Raw genomic sequence first — 16,452 nt, forward strand, 5'->3', positions numbered from 1 at the left:
AAATCTATTTCTGGCGTCCTGTTAGGGTAAATTCATAAAAATATGATTGGCCCAAACATTCATGTCAATACAGTCAAATCAGAGTTACGCCAAATACCTCGGAAACAACGGAAATGAAATTCGCCAATATAAAACTTGGATTCAAGCTATCCATCGGCTTTGGCGTGATTCTCATGCTCCTATGCGCATTGGCTGCCGTTGGCGCGTACCAGACCTCTCGGATTAACGACAGGGTTCTGGATCTTGCCGATAATTGGCTTCCCAGTACCAAGACGTTGGGCGACCTTCGCAGCCAAGCCAATGCCGCACGTCGTGCGACGCTTCGTCATGTCCTGGAGTCGGAAAAAACGGGCAAGGAAGTTCAAGGCGCGGCCCGAAATGAGTTGGTTGACAAAAAAATTCCAGCAACTTTCGCTAGCTACGGGAAAATGGTGTCTTCGCCTGAAGAATCCAAACTATTCGAACAGATCAAAACACTGTGGGCGATCTATCTGGAAGATGACAATAAATTGCTCGCCTTGTCCGATTCGGGACCTTCAGGCTTCGACGAAGCGCGACGCCTGAGCACAGGCAGTTCAGCGATTGCGTTTTCCAAGGTACTCGAGGTCATCGAGAAAGATGTTCAACTCAACATGAATGGCGCAAATGCGAGCGGAGAAGCCGCGTCGGCAACCTACCAATCGGTGTTGCAGATCAATGCAGCGGCCGTGGTGCTGGCATTGATAGCGGGCATCACTCTGGGCATCGTCATCACGCGTTCGATCACGCGACCGCTAGGCGAAGCATTGAAATTTGCACAAACGGTGGCAAGCGGCGACCTGCGCTCGACCATCCCCACACCCACCCGCGACGAGACCGGGCAACTGCTCCAGGCGCTGGGCACGATGCAGGGGAACCTTGCGGCAGTCGTGAGCGAGGTGCGTACGGGCACGGACACCATCGCCACCGCTTCACGCCAGATCGCCGCGGGCAACCAAGATCTGTCGTCGCGAACGGAAGAGCAAGCCAGTTCGCTGGAGGAGACCGCCGCGTCGATGGAAGAACTGACATCGACCGTCAAACAGAATTCCGACAACGCCCGTCAGGCCAACCAGCTCGCCGTCTCCGCCTCTGGCATTGCGGTCAAGGGGGGCGATATCGTGGGCCAGGTAGTGGACACGATGGCTGCGATAGAGACCTCGTCCAAGAAGATCGTCGACATCATCTCGGTGATCGACGGCATTGCCTTCCAAACCAACATCCTGGCGCTGAACGCGGCAGTGGAAGCAGCGCGTGCGGGCGAGCAAGGGCGCGGCTTTGCGGTAGTTGCCGCCGAAGTGCGCAACCTTGCCCAACGCTCGGCCGCCGCAGCCAAGGAGATCAAGGGGTTGATCGACACATCGGTGGGGAATGTCAGCGCCGGCACCTCATTAGTGAGCGAGGCCGGCCGTACGATGGGTGACATCGTCGAGAGCGTCAAGCGCGTGACCGACATCGTGAGCGAGATCACCGCAGCCAGCCAAGAGCAGACCACCGGCATCGAGCAGATCAACCAGGCGATCACGCAGATGGACCAAGTCACCCAGCAGAACGCCGCACTGGTTGAGGAGGCAGCGGCGGCAGCCAGCTCGCTGCAGGAGCAGGCGCAGAGTTTGGTGAAAACGGTCAGCGTCTTCAAGCTGGAGGGAAATTCGGCCACAGTGCCGACACGCATCACCCAGGCCACGCCTCCCGTTGCAGCCAAGAACACGAAGCCAGCGAAGGTTTCAACGGAACTCAAGCAGCCTGCCCTTAACAAGCCCGCAGCGTCAGTGGCGGTCGCCAGCGCGGCATCGACCAACGAATGGGACGAGTTCTGATAGCGGGCGACCCCGACCTGCTCGTCGCGAGCAACTGGCCTTCGTGCGCGCACGGGGCTTGAGTCTGCGCCGTGCCTGCGAAGGGGCGATCCGCAGGGGCGCTTCGTCGGTGATCGCGGTAAGGCAAGTTCCGCGACGAGTGCCTGTCCATCGAGTGGTTTCGCTCGCGCCGCGAAGCCGCTGTTCTGATCAAAGCCTGGCGCTACAACGACGTACATCCCCACAGCAGCCTGCAATAGTCAACCCGAGTTCAAACTGGAGCTTCGCAAAGAACCGCAAGCCGCCGTCTTCTAGAAACAACTGTCTCGACTAGGGCCTGGCCACGCTAAAACGAGCCTGAGAAGCGGCACCGTCTTGCGGAGAGCGCACGATAAGTAACGGTCGTCGACGAGTAACCAGTCTTCACAAGCGATACGGTCCAACTGATGCCACGATGAGCACGCTCAGGTCGCCGACCTTGCCGCGCCGCCCTTCGGCCGCGTGACCTGGTCGAAGATCCGCAGGTAATTCCCGCCCGCGATCTTCGCGACCTCGGCGGCGCAGAAGTGCGTCAGCAGGTGGCCGATGAGTTCCGACCAGTCGGCACATGACGTCATCGTCGGCGGATGCATCGCTTCCATGTCGGTGCCGATCCCCACGTGGTCGATGCCGATGGTCTCCACAAGCCTGGCAAGGCCGTTGGCGTAGTCCGCGAGGGTGTCGAACGAATGGCCGTTCGCCCAGATGCCGACGACACCGCCGGTGTCGGCGACATGCCGCGCATGGTCGACGCCGATCCAGCGCGTCTCGGGCTTCAGCACACCCGTGGAAAAACCGGTGTGCGACAGCACCAGCGGCGTCGTGCTGACCTGGGCCACCTGCTTGACGGTCGGCAGTGTGGCGTGCGCCACGTGCAGCACCAGGCCGAGTTGGTTGCAGCGGCGCACGACGTCCAGGCCGAACGGCGTTGCGCCGCCATACAGCGGATGTTCGGTCTGGATGTCGCCCAGCGCGTTGTCGGCCCGGTAGTGCACCAGTTGCCAGTGGCGGATGCCGCGGTCGTAGGCCGTTTGCAGATGCTCGATGCGGCCTTCGAGGAAATCGCTGCCTTCCACCGCCAGGATGGCGCCGGGCATATTGCTTCTGGCTGTCATGGGCGAGCAGAATGCTGTCCGAGACGAGCGAGAGACACAGCGCCGACAGCTTGCCTTGCTTCATCGGCGTGGCGATGTCGCGCGCTACGGCGTTGCGGCCAAGGACGCCGCCGGCATGGCTGTGCATGTCAACGGACAGGACGGTGTCGAGCAGCGCTGAACCGCGCGCCCGGGCTTGCGCCGCAGTGTCGGCGGCCTGAGTGGCGCAGGCCGGCAGGCCGGACGCCATGACGCAGCCCGCGGAGACCTTCAAAAAGCGACGTCGCGACGAGTCCTCGCGTGCCGACGGATTTTGAAAAGACCGCACCATGTGTTTCGAGTCGTATGCTTGACGGCCCAAATGGTATCGAATGCCGCCAAGCGAGGTATTTCTCGATGGTGACGCTTCGGGACTGTTACAACCGCAAGCCACCAGCGATGAGCGCGAAGTTGCGAGACGTCGGAACAGGCGCTCGACTTCGTTGCGGCGCTTGCACATCGCTCGGTCGTACTCCCATGGCTCAACGCGCGTGCGCATCGGCGGCACGACTGGGATAAAGCCCAGATCGAGCGCAAGCTGCCGAGTCTCGTTGCCTTCATAGGCGCGATCTATGAGCAGATGCAGCGGTCGATTCGGCGCGCCCAAGCGCCTGGGCAACGCGCGGCCTTCGGGTGCATCGTGCGCCTGGCCCGGCGACAACGACAACGACAACGACAACGACAACGACAACGCTACGTCCGTGCGCGCGTCGGCGGCGAGAAGGTGGATCTTGGTATTCCATCCGCCGCGGGACTTGCCGATAGCTTGCGGGCCGTTTTTTTTGAGCGCCTGTGCCATCGGGATGCACCTTGACGCTGGTGCTGTCCAACGACACGGCTTTGATCTTGCTCTGCACCACTTGCGCGAGCTGTAGCTGCGCGAAGGCTGTGTCCAGGACGCCAGATTTAGCCCAGCGATTCATGCGCATGTAGATGGTATGCCAGTTGCCGCTTGGGCAGGCCTCGCCACTTGCACCCATGCTCGGCGACGTACAAGATGGCATTGAGTACCTGCAAGTTCGACAAGCTGACATTGCCTCGCTGAGTCGGCAAGCAGTCCTCGATCTGCTCAAACTGCGCTCGCGCAATCTCCATCACACGAGTGAGATGGATCACCGCATGAGCGGATCGATTTTCAGCCGCCATTTTTCGGCGTCTGTAGTCACCTCGCAGGCATTTTCAGGTTTCTCATGAACATCACCAAGCACACAAGTTGTTGATTTATCCGGATTCAATACATCACGAAACCTGACTCGATCCGCTACAAGATCGAGCTGATCCAGCACGCAGAAGGAGCAGCTGGCGGCGGCCTGCGCTTCCCTCTGCCCCCGCCTGCTTCAGCAGCCCAGCAGATCGGCCAGCGCGCCGATATCGCGTGCGTGCAGTGTGTTGCCCGGTCGAGGTGACACGTCCTTGGTTCGTGCCGGACCGAATTCGAGCGGCCGCTCGATGTAGCCTGTCTTCAGCCCGCAGCCGCGCGCGGCCGCCAGATCGTCGTGGTGCGCGGCCGCCAGCATGACCTGGCCGGGCGACACGTCGAACACCGCGGCCACGCCCAGGTAGGTGCGCGGGTCGGGTTTGTAGGCCTTGAAGACCTCCGCCGACAGGATGCAGTCCCAGGGCAGGCCCGCGTGCTTGGCCATGTCGGTGAGCAGGCCGATGTTGCCGTTCGACAGCGTGCAGATCGTGTACTTCGTCTTCAGCCGCGCCAGGCCCTCGGCCGCGTCGGGCCATGCAGGCAGGCGATGCCAGGCGCGATTGAGTTCGCGCTTTTGCACCGGGTCCAGGTGCGTGACGCCGAAGTCGCGCAGCACGCCTTCGAGGATGCCCAGGTGCAGTTCGTCGATCAGGGTGAAGCCGCCCTCGCCCGCGGCAATGCGTTCCATCACGCTGCGCATGGCCGGCTGGTAGCCGGCGCGCCAGGCGAGCGCGAACGCACCCCCCTCGATGCCCGGCAAGGTCCGTTCGACCTCGGCGGCGATGCCGCCATACCAGTCGACCACGGTGCCGAACACGTCGAAGGCGATGACCTTCAGTTCACTGGCCACGCCCACTGCGCCGGTCATTGCGTCGGTCATTGCCATGGCGTTCGGTAGAGCGGCCGTCAACGCGGGAGCTGCGTGGCCTCATGGGCCAGCTCTTCGATGCGCGCCCAGTCGCCGTTGCGGATCGCATCGGTCGGCACGATCCAGGAGCCACCGACGCAGGCAACGTTCGACAGCGCCAGGAACTCGGCCGCGTTGCCGGCGTGGATGCCCCCGGTCGGGCAGAAGGTCACGTCGCCGAAGGGGCCTTGCCAGGCCTTGAGCATCGGCAGGCCGCCAGCCTGCAGGGCCGGGAAGAACTTCAGCTGGGTGTAGCCGTCGGCCTGCGCCGTCATGATTTCGCTGCCGGTGGCCACGCCGGGCAGCAAAGGCAGGCCCAGTTCATGGCAGGCCTTGCCCACTGCGCTGGTGTAGCCAGGACTCACGCCGAAGCGGGCACCAGCGAGCGCCGAGGCCTGTGCGTCGGCCGCGCTGCGGATGGTGCCGGCACCGACCACGGCGTCGGGGACGTCGCGCGCGATCGCCTCGATGCATTGCAGCGCCTGCGGTGTGCGCAACGTCACTTCCAGCATGCGGATGCCGCCTGCGACGAGCGCACGCGCCAGCGGTACGGCATGGGCCACGTCGTTCAACACGATGACCGGTATGACCGGCGCGTCGCGCATCACTTCGAGTGCGGTGAGTGGGTGGGGGTTCACAGCCATGAGCAGGCTCCTTCTTCGGCGGTTAAAGCATTGCGGCGCATGCCGGCGAACAGTTCACGGCCCAGGCCGTGGCCGTCGGCCGCACGTTGTTCGTCGGGCATTGTCGCCGTCTCGCGCGCCGCCCACGCGTCGGCCGGCAGCAGCACGGTCAACGTGCCGGCGACGCCGTCCAGGCGGATCAGGTCGCCATCGCGCACCTTGGCCAAGGGCCCACCGGCCGCGGCTTCCGGCGACACATGGATGGCCGCCGGGATCTTGCCCGACGCGCCGCTCATGCGGCCGTCGGTGACCAGCGCCACGCGGAAGCCCTTGCCCTGCAGCACCGACAGCGGCGGTGTGAGCTTGTGCAGCTCGGGCATGCCGTTGGCCTGCGGCCCCTGCCAGCGCACCACGCAGACCACGTCGCGGTCGAGCTCGCCGGCGGCAAAGGCTTTCTGCAGCGCCGCCTGCGAATCGAACACACGGGCAGGCGCCTCGATCACGTGCCGGTCTTCGGGTACCGAGGAAATCTTGATCACGCTGCGGCCCAGGTTGCCCTGGAGCAGCCGCAGTCCGCCGGTGGCGCTGAAGGGCGCGGACACCGGACGCACGACGGCTTCGTTCTTCGACGGCCCGGCCGGCGTCCAGCGCAGCGCGCCTGCGTCCGCGGCATCTCCGGCCAGCGTCGGGACGCCTGCGAATTCCCGGATGCCGCCAGCGCGCACGGTCAGCACGTCCGCGTGCATCAGCCCGGCGTCCAACAGCTCGCCGATCACGAAACCCGGTCCGCCCGCGGCCTGGAATTCGTTCACATCGGCGCTGCCGTTCGGATACACCCGCGTGAGCAGCGGAATGACGTCGGACAGCGCAGAAAAATCGTCCCAGTCGATCACGATGCCGGCGGCGCGCGCCACGGCCACCCAGTGGATCAGGTGGTTGGTGGAGCCACCCGTGGCCAACAGCGCCGCCATGGCGTTGACGATCGCCCGTTCGTCGACCAGCTGGCCGATCGGCGGGCAGCGGTAGGCAACGTCGCTGGCGCGGCCGAGCACGGTGCGCACGGCCTCGCGCGTGAGCGCCTCGCGCATCGTGTCCCCGGGCTGGATGAAGGCCGTGCCCGGCACATGCAGGCCCATGGCTTCCAGCAGCATCTGGTTGCTGTTGGCCGTGCCATAGAAAGTGCAGGTGCCCACCGTGTGGTAGGCCGCCATCTCGGCATCCATCAGGCCCTGGCGGCCCACCAGGCCCTGGGCAGCCTGCTCGCGCACCTTGGACTTGGCGTTGTTCGACAGGCCCGAAGGCATCGGCCCGGCCGGCACGAAAACGGTCGGCAGGTGGCCGAAATGCAGCGCGCCGATCAGGAGGCCGGGGACGATCTTGTCGCACACGCCCAGCAGCAGCGCCGCATCGAACATGTCGTGCGTGAGCGCCACCGCCGTGCCCATGGCGATCACGTCGCGGCTGAACAGGCTCAGCTCCATGCCGGGCGTGCCCTGCGTGACGCCGTCGCACATCGCAGGCACGCCGCCAGCCACCTGCGCGGTGGCACCCAGGCGCCGCGCCTCCTGCTTGATGAGGTCGGGGTAGCCCTGGTAGGGCGCATGGGCCGACAGCATGTCGTTGTAGGCCGTGACGATGCCGATGTTGGGCGCGCGCTCGGCCACGATGCGCAGCTTGTCGTTGACCGGCGCGCCGGCCACCGCGTGCGCCACGTTGGCGCAGCCCAGCCGGTCGGAGCCGCGCTCGCGGCCCCCGATGTCGGCCACGCGGCGCAGGTAGGCGTCGCGGGTCGGGCGACTGCGTTCGCGGATGCGTTCGGTGACCTGGGCGACCGTGGAATGTGTGTTTTTCATCGTGTGGTGGAAGGACGGCGCGCGAACACGCGTCGTGGAAATATTACTCCGCGCCTCGGTCGGCGCAGCGTGCGTCATCACCCAGCCAGTGCCGCACCTCGGCCGTCAGCCGGTCGATGGGCGCAACCGCCTGCACGGTGACCACACCCTCTTCGCCGGTGGGCGACTCGAGGGTGGCGAACTGGTTGGCCACCAGGCTGCCAGGGAAGATGTGCGCCCCCGCGCGCGCCTCGACGCGCGCCTGCGCCTCGTCGCGCGAGATTTCCATGAACGCGAAGCGCAAACCGGGCACCGCCGCGCGCAGCCGATCGCGGTACGCACGCTTGAGCGACGAGCAGGTAAGCACGGCGCCCGCCGGACGTGCGGCGAGTTCGTCGCCCAAGCGCGCGAGCCAACCGGCGCGGTCGTCGTCGGTCAGCGGTGTGCCCGCGCGCATCTTGGCGATGTTGGCCTCTGGATGGAAATCATCGCCCTCGATGAGCGGGAGCCCCAGATCGACGGCCAAAGCCTGGCCAAGGCTGGACTTGCCGCAGCCTGAAACACCCATGACCACCAACCAGATCGATTGCATTGACTGCCTTCTTAGGATAACGCTGTCCCATTACGCCAAAAGGTTGTTATTCACAATCGACATTTGCCATACATCGAGATATGGCGCCAATATCATTTGGATAGCGCAATCCTAAGCGATACTGATCTGCAGAGCCCGACGGGTTACAGCTGGTTTCAGTTCAACGACACGCCATCCGCATGACCGAACGCCTTCCGACCCGGCGCAGCAGTGGCCGCGTGACCTTGCAGCACGTGGCAGATGCCGCCGGCGTCAGTCCCATCACTGTCTCGCGCGCACTGAGGGGCGAGCGTGCGGTCGCGCCCGCGCTGGCCGAGCGGGCCCGTGCCGCCGCCGCAGCACTGGGCTATGTGCCCGACCCGGCTGCGCGCGCCCTGGCCTCGCACCGCAGCACGCAGGTCGCCGTGCTGATTCCGCTGCTCTCGAACATGCTCTTCGTCGACTTGCTGGATGCCGTGCAGCGTACGCTGCGACCGGCCGGGTACCAGACACTGATCGGCATCACCCACTACGACCCGCATGAAGAAGAGCAACTGCTGCGCGAACAGCTCGCGCACCGGCCGGCCGGGCTGCTCGTGACGGGTTTCGAGCGCAGCGAGGAAACCCGCGCGCTGATTGCTGGCAGCGGCGTGCCGTGCGTGCACCTCATGGAGACCAGCCGGGCACCGGGCGTGCATTGCGTGGGCTTTTCCCAGCATGCCGCCGGACGCGCGATGACGGAACACCTGATCGCGCGGGGTGCCCGGCGCATCGCCTTCGCTGCCGCGCAGCTGGACGAACGCACGCTGCAGCGCGCCGAGGGATATCGCAGCGCCCTGCGCGATGCAGGCTGCTACGACCCGGCGCTGGAATGGCTGCGTCCGGAACCCTCGTCGATCGCGCTGGGGGCGTCGATGTTCGAGCGGATCATGGCGGCCGATGCGCCGGATGCGGTGTTCTTCTGCAACGACGACCTGGCGCAAGGTGCATTGCTGGCCGCGTTGCGCCTGGGCATCCAGGTACCGCGCCAAGTGGCCGTCGCGGGTTTCAACGACCTGCCCGGCAGCGACCAGATGCTGCCGACGCTCACCAGCGTGGCCACGCCGCGCGCCGAAGTCGGCGTTGCCGCAGCGCGCATGCTGCTCGCGCTGATGCGGGGCGAACCGGTGGCAGCCGCAAGTGTGGCGCTGCCCTGGCACCTCGCTTTGCGCGAGAGTGCCTGAAACAACTTCAGCGCAGAGCGGTTCAGTCGATCAGCTTGACTTCGACACGGCGGGCTTCGGCCTCGTTGCCCGAGCCCGTGGTCACCGCCGGCTTCTCCAGCGTCACCTTGGCGGCAGGAACCCCCAGGCCGACCAGCACGTCCTGCACGGTTTGCGCGCGCAACTTGGCGAGCGCGTCGTTGGCTGCCGCATCGCCCGTGGTGTCGTGGAAGCCTGAAACCACGGCCTTGCGGCCTTCTTCCACGCCCTTGATGACGATGGCGAGCGCTTCGGCCGCGCCCGGCGCGAGGTCGGCGCTGCCGGTCGCGAAGTAGAAGTTCACGATGCCGTCCTTGACCGCGATGCTCGCGCCCTCGGGCACGACCACGGTCACCGTCTCGGTCGTCACCTCCAGGGCCGTCGTGGCGGGTGGCGGTTCGTCGCCTGGCGGCACGATCTCCACGACCTTGGCCTGCGGGGCGTGAACCATGCCGTACTTGTAGACCGCCACGCCGACCACAGTGAAGACGACCAGCGCAATCAGCGCGAAAAGAAACCCGAGGGCAAAGCGTTGCTGACTGTCTTCATCTTGGCTGGACGACATCCGGTGTTCTCCGAAGGAAAGGGGACGGTAAATAATGGGGGTGTGAACCATGAGTCTCAAATTGTAGGTGGCAGGGGGATGTCCCCCGACGGCACAGTTCCTCAGTATGGGCCTGAATCTTTTCCGGTGCCACTGCGCGATCCTGCACCGATGCTCGATCGCACCATCGAGGAATGGGGCGGGCATGACGACCTCTGGCTGTTCGGTTACGGCTCGCTGATCTGGCGGCCGGACTTCGACTTTGCCGAACGCCGGGCCGCGCGCGTGCATGGCTGGCACCGGGCGCTGAAGATGTGGAGCCGGGTCAATCGCGGGACCGTGCAGAACCCGGGGTTGGTGTTCGGCCTGCTCTCGGGCGGCAGTTGCCAGGGTGTGGTCTTTCGAATTCCTGCGGCCGCTGCGCTGGAAGCGCTGGGCCGGCTCTGGCTGCGCGAAATGCCCACTGGCATCTACGACCCCCGCTGGCTCGACTGCGTGACGCCCGGCGGCCGGGTGCGGGCACTGGCCTTCACGCTGTCACGACGCAGCCCCAATTTCACGGGAGACTTGCCCGATGCCCGCTACCGCGAAATCTTTCAGAGCGCTGCAGGGCGTTACGGCACCTCGCTGGACTACGCCGTTCAGACACTGCAGGAATTGCAGCGCCACGCCATCCAGGACCGGGCGCTGGCGCGCCTCGTGCGCCTGGCGACCGCCGACCTGTCGGCGAAAGCCGATTGCGGCCAGGCGCCCGACCCGCTATACCTGAGCACTGCGCCGGCGGCCATGCCGCCATCCCGAAAACTGGAGAAACCATGAACCAACGCTTCGTCCGCCCTGCCCGATCTTCCCTGCCTGGCCTCACGGTCCTGGCCGCCGCCCTGCTCGCTGGCTGTGCCGGCATGGGGGGCGGGGCCCCCGGTGCGGTCGCCGACCTGGCGCCGACTGCTGCGATATCGCCGAACCCCACCATGGGCAAGGTCAATTTCACCGCGCTCGAACATGGCGTGCGCGTCGCCGGCGAAGTGCGTGGACTGCCGCCGGGTACGGAGCACGGTTTCCACATCCATGAGAAGGGCAACTGCGCCGACAACGCGATGGCGTCGGGTGGTCACTTCAATCCGGCAGGCGGCGTGCACGGAAAGTTCGCCGCGCCCGGCAGCCACGCGGGTGAACTCCCGAGCCTGGTGGCCGACAGCAGCGGCGTGGCGCGCTTCAGCGTCGACGTGCATTCGATCTCGCTCAACGAAACGGCTGACAACAACGTGATCGGCCGCGCACTCGTCGTGCACAAGGACCCGGACGACTACACGACGCAGCCGGCGGGCAACTCGGGCGCGCGCGTGGCCTGCGCCATCATCACGAAGCGCTGAGGTACAGCGCCTCGGCACGTGCGAGGTCGTCGAGCGTATCGATGTCGGTGACCACGCCGATGTCATCGACCGCCAGGTCGACCACCTCGCCGGCCGCGCGCAGGGCCCGCAGCACAGGTGCCGCACCCTGGCTGCCGGAGAGCGAGGCCAACGCAGTGCCGCAGCGCGCGGCGAACCCCACGGGGTGACCACGTTGGCGGCCGTACGCCGGCTGCACAGCCCCCGGCGCGTCGCAAAGCGCAGCCGCCACGGCGCGCAGTGTGTCCGCCGTCACCAGAGGCAGATCGGCCGGAAGCACCAGCCAGCCCGCGGCGCCGGGCACCGCACGCACCGCCGCGGCAATCGAATCCCCCATGCCCGGATGGCCGGCATCTTCCAGGTGCCAGGGCAGGCCGCTTGCGTACACGGCCTGCAGCGTGTGCTGGAGCACCGGCGTGCCCGCCAGCAGGGCCTGCAGCTTGTGCACGCGTCCGCCCGAGGCGGCAAAACGCTCGCCACGGCCGGATGCCAGGACGATCACGGTGGGAAGTTGGGCATCGCTCATGGACACCAGTATCCCGCCATCGCCGACACGATGCGTTGCGCCGACAATCGGTGCCATGACCTCTCCCAACGAATCCCTGGCCGCGCTGCGAAAAAGCTACGAGCGCGCCGAGCTTGACGAGACCCGCAGCGCGGCCGAGCCCCTGCGGCAGTTCGAGCACTGGTTCAACGAAGCCGTCGAAGGCCAGATTCCCGAACCCAATGCCATGACGCTGGCCACCGTAGGCAGCGACCTGCGCCCGTCGACGCGCATCGTGCTGATCAAGGGCTACGACGCGCGCGGCATCGTCTGGTACACCAATTACGAGAGCCGCAAGGGCCAGGAAATCGCGGGCAACCCCTACGCGGCGCTGCAATTCCACTGGGTCGAACTCGAACGCGTGGTGCGCATCGAGGGCCGCGTGGAGAAAGTCGATGCCGCCGAGAGCGACGCTTACTTCGCAAGCCGGCCGCTCGACTCGCGCCTGGGCGCCTGGGCCAGCCCGCAGAGCCAGGTGATCGCCGGGCGCGACGTGCTGGTGAAGAACGCGGCGTTGGCGGCGGCACGCCATCTGCTGTCGCCGCCGCGGCCGCCGCACTGGGGCGGCTTTCGCCTGGTGCCCACGCAATGGGAGTTCTGGCAGGGCCGAAAGAGCCGCCTGCACGACCGCCTGCGCTATCGCCAGGAGGGCGGCGGCTGGGTGCGCGAACGCCTCGCGCCCTGATTTCGCCGCCCGACCGAGGGCATGCCCGGAGCGCGAGGAGTGAACAGCTTTCTAGAATGAGGGCATTCCTACGACAAGAACAGCCCCACCCGTGTCCGATCGCCTTCCCGTCCTGCCCCAATACCTCCTTCCCAAGCAGGCGCTGACCTCGTTCGCCGGCTGGGTGGCCGACAAGGAACGCGGCGGTGTCACAACGTGGATCATTCGCCGCTTCGTCGACAAGTACCAGGTCAACATGGCCGAGGCGCTCGACAGCGACATCGCCAGCTACGCGAGCTTCAACGATTTCTTCACCCGCGCCTTGAAGCCGGGCGCGCGGCCCATTGCCGATGCCCCACTGGTGTCGCCGGTCGACGGTGCCATCAGCCAGTTCGGTGCGATCGAGGGCGACCAGATCTTCCAGGCCAAAGGGCACAGCTACAGCACCACGGCGCTGGTCGGCGGCGATGCCGCGCTGGCCGCACAGTTCGCGCACGGCAGCTTCGCGACGCTCTACCTGAGTCCGCGCGACTACCACCGTATCCACATGCCGTGCGACGGCCGCCTGCGGCGCATGATCTACGTGCCGGGCGACCTGTTCTCGGTCAATCCAACCACGGCACGCGGCGTGCCCGGCCTCTTCGCGCGCAACGAACGTGTGGTGTGCGTGTTCGAGTCGGCGCAAGGCCCGTTCGTGCTGGTGCTGGTGGGTGCCACCATCGTGGGCAGCATGGCGACGGTGTGGCATGGCGTGGTGAACCCACCGCGTGGCGGCCAGGTGCGCCAATGGCGCTACGATGACCAGACCATCGCGCTGCGCAAGGGCGATGAAATGGGCCGCTTCCTGCTGGGCTCGACCGTGGTGATGCTGTTCCCACCGCCCCGGCTGACTTTTCCATCCGACTGGGCGCCGACGCGCGCCGTGCGCCTTGGCGAGGCCATGGCCACTGTGTAAGCCTTTGCTTCTGCAGGCCGCATCCAGCGGGCGGCATCAGCTATTAAACTTGTAGCACTTCGTGTTGTGGGCTATAGTCGCCGGCCGGCCGGGCTGCGGCCGGAATCGATCAAGAGAATGCGGGTGCGAATCGCCCGCCATGCCCTGAGCAGAGGATGCCGATGAGTACCAAGGAAAACGCAGCCATCAGCCAGCTGCTCGCGCTGCTGGAGGCGCGTTACGCATTGCGCGTGCTCTGGGCGCTGCGTGACGGCCATGCGCAGACCTTCCGGCTGCTGCAGGACAGCGTGGGCGGCATCACGCCCAACACGCTCAATACCCGCCTCAAGGAATTGCGCGAAGCCGGGCTGATCTGCCATGGTGGCGACGGCTACAGCCTCACGCTCGCAGGACAGGACCTGCTCAAGCGCCTGTCCGACCTGCAGGCCTTCGCCGGCAAGTGGCAGACGAGCCAGGCCCGCAAGGCGACCGCGCCGGCACCAGGGGTGACGGCCGTGGCGTCGCCGATCGTGACGTCACCTGCGGGCGGTTGACCGAGGGGCTGCGCAGGCGCCTACAGACAGGAATCAAGGCATCGTCGAACTGCCTTAGACGTTTGATTCATTTGGAATCAACAAAACGGTTGTTCGTTCGACAGGCGCGGCATTTGACAATGGCCCACCGCGTCGACGATGGCGCTCGTTTCCTGTGTAGGCACCATGAATTTCCAACAGCTGCGCTCAGTGCGCGAAGCCGTGCGCAGCGGCTTCAACCTGACCGAAGCCGCACTCGCACTCCACACCTCCCAACCTGGCGTCAGCCGTCAGATCCGTGAACTCGAAGAGGAGCTGGGCATCGAGCTCTTCGCCCGCGCCGGCAAGCGTTTGACTGGCCTGACGCAGCCGGGCCAGCACATGCTGCCGATCATCGAACGCATGCTCATGGAGAGCAGCAACCTCCGGCAGGCAGGGCAGGAATACCTGGCGCAGCAAAACGGCCTGCTGTCGGTGGCCGCCACGCATTCGCAAGCGCGCTACGCGATGCCGGTGGCGGTGCAGGACTTCCGGGGTTCGTTTCCTCACGTGCGGCTCAGCCTGCACCAGGGCTCGCCCAAGCAGATCGCGCAGATGCTCATCGACGGCGAGGCCGACGTCGGCATTGCGACCGAGGCGCTGGGCGACTACCCGCAGCTCATCGCGCTGCCGTGCTACCGCTGGACGCATTCGATCGTCGTACCACCGGGGCATCCACTGCTCGACGCGCCGCTCACGCTGGCATCGCTCAACCGGTTCCCGCTGATCACCTACGACAACGGCTTCACGGGCCGCACCCGCATCGACGAGGCCTTTGCCAGCCAGGGGCTCACGCCCGGCATCGTGCTCACCGCCATGGATGCCGACGTCATCAAGACCTATGTCCAGCTGGGAATGGGCGTGGGCATCGTGGCCGGCATCGCCTACGAAACCGAGCGCGACACCGAACTGCGCGCACTGGAGGCCGGACACCTGTTCGGCATCAACCTGACCAAGCTCGCCGTGTTGCGCGGCAGCTACCTGCGCAGCTACGTGTACGCGTTCATCGAGGCCTTTGCGCCGACGCTCACTCGCGCAGTCGTCGACCAAGCGCTGCGCAACGAGGGCACCTCGGTCGCGAGCGCTGACACAGACACTGAGTTGCAGTCACAAGACCTGCGCAACGCCACCCGCCACGCCGCGGCGCTGCCCGCCGCCTGATTTCTCGCACCGCCCTTTTTCATGACCGCATCCCACCCCACCTTCGACCTGCTCGCCGCCCGGTTTCGCCCGATCTTTGCACGCATCGCGCAGCACAGCGTGCAACGCGAGCGCGAGCGTGAACTCGCCCATGACGCCGTGCGCTGGCTCGCAGAAGCGCGGTTCGGCGCACTGCGCGTACCGCTCGCCTCCGGCGGGCTCGGCGCCTCGGTCGAGCAGCTGTTCGACCTTCTCATCGAGCTCGGCGAGGCCGACTCCAACCTGCCCCAGATCCTGCGCGCGCATTTCGGCTTCATCGAACGCCTGTTCGCCGAAGTCGATCCCGCCCTGCACGGCCCGTGGCTGCGGCTCGCTGCCGATGGCGCCATCTTCGGCAATGCCACGACCGAGCTCGGCGAAGCGGCATTGGGCACCCTGCAGACACGCCTCTACCGCGAAGGCGACGCCTGGTACCTGGACGGCGACAAGTACTACAGCACGGGCACGCTCTACGCCGACTGGGTCGCCGTCGCGGCACAGCGCGAAGGCGCCGACGGCAGCAGCGAGCGCGTCATGGTGGTGCTGCCGACCGATGCACCCGGTGTGGAGCGCATCGACGACTGGCGCGGCTTCGGCCAGCGCCTGAGCGCGTCGGGCACGACCCGGTTTCGCAACGTCGAGGTGCAGGCCCACCAGGTGCTGCACAGCCCACGCAGCGGCCCCACGCCGATGACGGCGTTCTTCCAGCTGGTGCACCTCGCGACGCTGGCGGGCATCGCGCGCGCGATCGAGCGGGACACGGTGGCCTTCGTGCAGCGGCGCAAACGCATCTACAGCAATGGCAGCGGCGTTTCACCAGCGCAGGATCCGCTGGTGCAGCAGGTGGTCGGCCAACTGGCGAGCACTGCCTTCGTCACGGCATCGGCGGTGCAGGCCGTCGCGCGCGGGCTGGGGGACGTCGACCGGCTGCGCCAGCGCGCAGAACCGGTGCCCGACAGCCTGCTGGTCGACGTCGAGCTGCGCATGGCCAAGGCACAGGTCGGCATTGCCGAGCAGGTGCTGGCCGCCGCCGGGCGGCTCTTCGATGTCGGCGGCGCGTCGGCGCTGCAGGATGACCTGCGGCTGGACCGCCACTGGCGCAACGCGCGCACGCTGGCGTCGCACAACCCGACCCTCTACAAGGCACGCGCCGTGGGCGACCACGCCCTCAACGGGCACCAGCCGACCTTCTACTGGTCAGTGGGCACCGCGAGCAGTTGACCCCGATCGATCTGCTGCGGGTGCTGGCGTGGCTTGACGGCC

The 16,452-nt window shown here is 66.2% G+C and carries 18 protein-coding genes and 2 pseudogenes; 12 read left to right on the forward strand and 8 right to left on the reverse strand.

The features are described 5' to 3' along the window. Positions 1-113: 113 nt before the first annotated feature. Together J2W36_RS07990 and J2W36_RS07995 are read left to right on the forward strand one after the other, a co-directional pair. Positions 114-1,838, forward strand: a complete 1,725-nt coding sequence (locus J2W36_RS07990) for a methyl-accepting chemotaxis protein (protein WP_307689169.1) — start codon at positions 114-116, stop codon at positions 1,836-1,838. Between the two features lie 122 nt (positions 1,839-1,960). Then, positions 1,961-2,071 (forward strand): annotated as a pseudogene (locus J2W36_RS07995) (integrase core domain-containing protein); the annotation flags it as partial. A gap of 210 nt (positions 2,072-2,281) precedes the next feature. Here J2W36_RS07995 and J2W36_RS08000 read toward each other — a convergent pair. Then, entirely contained in the window at positions 2,282-2,971 is a 690-nt protein-coding gene (locus J2W36_RS08000; protein ID WP_307689170.1) for a dipeptidase, read from the reverse strand. Here J2W36_RS08000 and J2W36_RS08005 point away from each other — a divergent pair. Continuing rightward, the gene (locus tag J2W36_RS08005) at positions 2,970-3,131 is read left to right on the forward strand and encodes a hypothetical protein (RefSeq protein ID WP_307689171.1); all 162 of its coding nucleotides are present in this window, start codon (positions 2,970-2,972) and stop codon (positions 3,129-3,131) included. The two genes, J2W36_RS08000 and J2W36_RS08005, sit on opposite strands and share 2 nt — an antisense overlap. Before the next feature lie 273 nt (positions 3,132-3,404). Here the strand turns inward: J2W36_RS08005 and J2W36_RS08010 are convergent. Next, positions 3,405-4,042 (reverse strand): annotated as a pseudogene (locus tag J2W36_RS08010) (IS5 family transposase); the annotation flags it as partial. Between J2W36_RS08010 and J2W36_RS08015 the strand changes: the two are divergent. Continuing rightward, positions 3,968-4,183 (forward strand): hypothetical protein, encoded by a 216-nt coding sequence (locus J2W36_RS08015; RefSeq protein WP_307689172.1) that lies wholly within the window; start codon positions 3,968-3,970, stop codon positions 4,181-4,183. The pseudogene J2W36_RS08010 and the gene J2W36_RS08015 overlap by 75 nt on opposite strands. 143 nt (positions 4,184-4,326) lie before the next feature. Here J2W36_RS08015 and J2W36_RS08020 read toward each other — a convergent pair whose 3' ends face one another. The 4 genes from J2W36_RS08020 to J2W36_RS08035 are packed head-to-tail and all read right to left on the reverse strand — an operon-like array spanning position 4,327 to position 8,141. Beyond that, on the reverse strand, positions 4,327-5,067 hold the full coding sequence (locus J2W36_RS08020) for a haloacid dehalogenase type II (RefSeq protein ID WP_307689173.1): 741 nt from the start codon (positions 5,065-5,067) through the stop codon (positions 4,327-4,329). A 26-nt stretch (positions 5,068-5,093) separates the two neighbouring features. After that, the gene (eda, locus tag J2W36_RS08025) at positions 5,094-5,738 is read right to left on the reverse strand and encodes a bifunctional 4-hydroxy-2-oxoglutarate aldolase/2-dehydro-3-deoxy-phosphogluconate aldolase (protein WP_307689174.1); all 645 of its coding nucleotides are present in this window, start codon (positions 5,736-5,738) and stop codon (positions 5,094-5,096) included. After that, positions 5,729-7,570, reverse strand: coding sequence for a phosphogluconate dehydratase (edd, locus tag J2W36_RS08030; RefSeq protein WP_307689175.1), 1,842 nt, complete (start codon positions 7,568-7,570; stop codon positions 5,729-5,731). The genes eda and edd overlap by 10 nt, the downstream gene beginning before the upstream one ends. Positions 7,571-7,613: 43 nt before the next feature. Beyond that, complete coding sequence (locus tag J2W36_RS08035) at positions 7,614-8,141, reverse strand: gluconokinase (RefSeq protein WP_307689176.1); 528 nt, start codon at positions 8,139-8,141, stop codon at positions 7,614-7,616. A gap of 179 nt (positions 8,142-8,320) precedes the next feature. On the opposite strand from J2W36_RS08035, the gene gntR reads away from it, so the two are divergent. Beyond that, positions 8,321-9,343, forward strand: coding sequence for an HTH-type transcriptional regulator GntR (gene gntR / locus J2W36_RS08040; RefSeq protein ID WP_307689177.1), 1,023 nt, complete (start codon positions 8,321-8,323; stop codon positions 9,341-9,343). A gap of 22 nt (positions 9,344-9,365) precedes the next feature. Here the strand turns inward: gntR and J2W36_RS08045 are convergent, their stop codons facing one another. Then, positions 9,366-9,926 (reverse strand): OmpA family protein, encoded by a 561-nt coding sequence (locus J2W36_RS08045; RefSeq protein WP_307689178.1) that lies wholly within the window; start codon positions 9,924-9,926, stop codon positions 9,366-9,368. Between the two features lie 150 nt (positions 9,927-10,076). Here J2W36_RS08045 and J2W36_RS08050 point away from each other — a divergent pair, with 150 nt between their 5' ends. Both J2W36_RS08050 and J2W36_RS08055 read left to right on the forward strand, forming a co-directional pair. Continuing rightward, positions 10,077-10,724 (forward strand): gamma-glutamylcyclotransferase, encoded by a 648-nt coding sequence (locus J2W36_RS08050; RefSeq protein WP_307689179.1) that lies wholly within the window; start codon positions 10,077-10,079, stop codon positions 10,722-10,724. Then, positions 10,721-11,278: a superoxide dismutase family protein gene (locus tag J2W36_RS08055; RefSeq protein ID WP_307689180.1), complete on the forward strand. Its 558-nt coding sequence runs from the start codon at positions 10,721-10,723 to the stop codon at positions 11,276-11,278. The genes J2W36_RS08050 and J2W36_RS08055 overlap by 4 nt, the downstream gene beginning before the upstream one ends. On the opposite strand, the gene J2W36_RS08060 is transcribed toward J2W36_RS08055, so the two are convergent. Continuing rightward, the gene (locus J2W36_RS08060; RefSeq protein ID WP_307689219.1) at positions 11,265-11,822 is read right to left on the reverse strand and encodes a nucleotidyltransferase family protein; all 558 of its coding nucleotides are present in this window, start codon (positions 11,820-11,822) and stop codon (positions 11,265-11,267) included. The two genes, J2W36_RS08055 and J2W36_RS08060, sit on opposite strands and share 14 nt — an antisense overlap. 55 nt (positions 11,823-11,877) lie before the next feature. Between J2W36_RS08060 and pdxH the strand changes: the two genes are divergently transcribed. From pdxH to J2W36_RS08085, 5 genes are all read left to right on the forward strand, one after another. After that, positions 11,878-12,525, forward strand: a complete 648-nt coding sequence (gene pdxH, locus J2W36_RS08065; protein WP_307689181.1) for a pyridoxamine 5'-phosphate oxidase — start codon at positions 11,878-11,880, stop codon at positions 12,523-12,525. A gap of 91 nt (positions 12,526-12,616) precedes the next feature. Then, the gene (asd, locus tag J2W36_RS08070) at positions 12,617-13,459 is read left to right on the forward strand and encodes an archaetidylserine decarboxylase (RefSeq protein WP_307689182.1); all 843 of its coding nucleotides are present in this window, start codon (positions 12,617-12,619) and stop codon (positions 13,457-13,459) included. A gap of 161 nt (positions 13,460-13,620) precedes the next feature. Next, positions 13,621-13,992, forward strand: a complete 372-nt coding sequence (locus tag J2W36_RS08075) for a winged helix-turn-helix transcriptional regulator (protein ID WP_307689183.1) — start codon at positions 13,621-13,623, stop codon at positions 13,990-13,992. A 165-nt stretch (positions 13,993-14,157) separates the two neighbouring features. Further along, positions 14,158-15,171, forward strand: coding sequence for a CysB family HTH-type transcriptional regulator (locus J2W36_RS08080; protein WP_307689185.1), 1,014 nt, complete (start codon positions 14,158-14,160; stop codon positions 15,169-15,171). A 21-nt stretch (positions 15,172-15,192) separates the two neighbouring features. After that, positions 15,193-16,410 carry an acyl-CoA dehydrogenase family protein gene (locus tag J2W36_RS08085; RefSeq protein WP_307689186.1) on the forward strand — a complete coding sequence of 406 codons (1,218 nt, stop codon included), beginning with the start codon at positions 15,193-15,195 and terminating at the stop codon, positions 16,408-16,410. Positions 16,411-16,452: the final 42 nt, after the last annotated feature.

This window comes from Variovorax ginsengisoli (assembly GCF_030811835.1).
GTDB classification, from domain to species: Bacteria; Pseudomonadota; Gammaproteobacteria; order Burkholderiales; family Burkholderiaceae_C; genus Variovorax; species Variovorax ginsengisoli_C.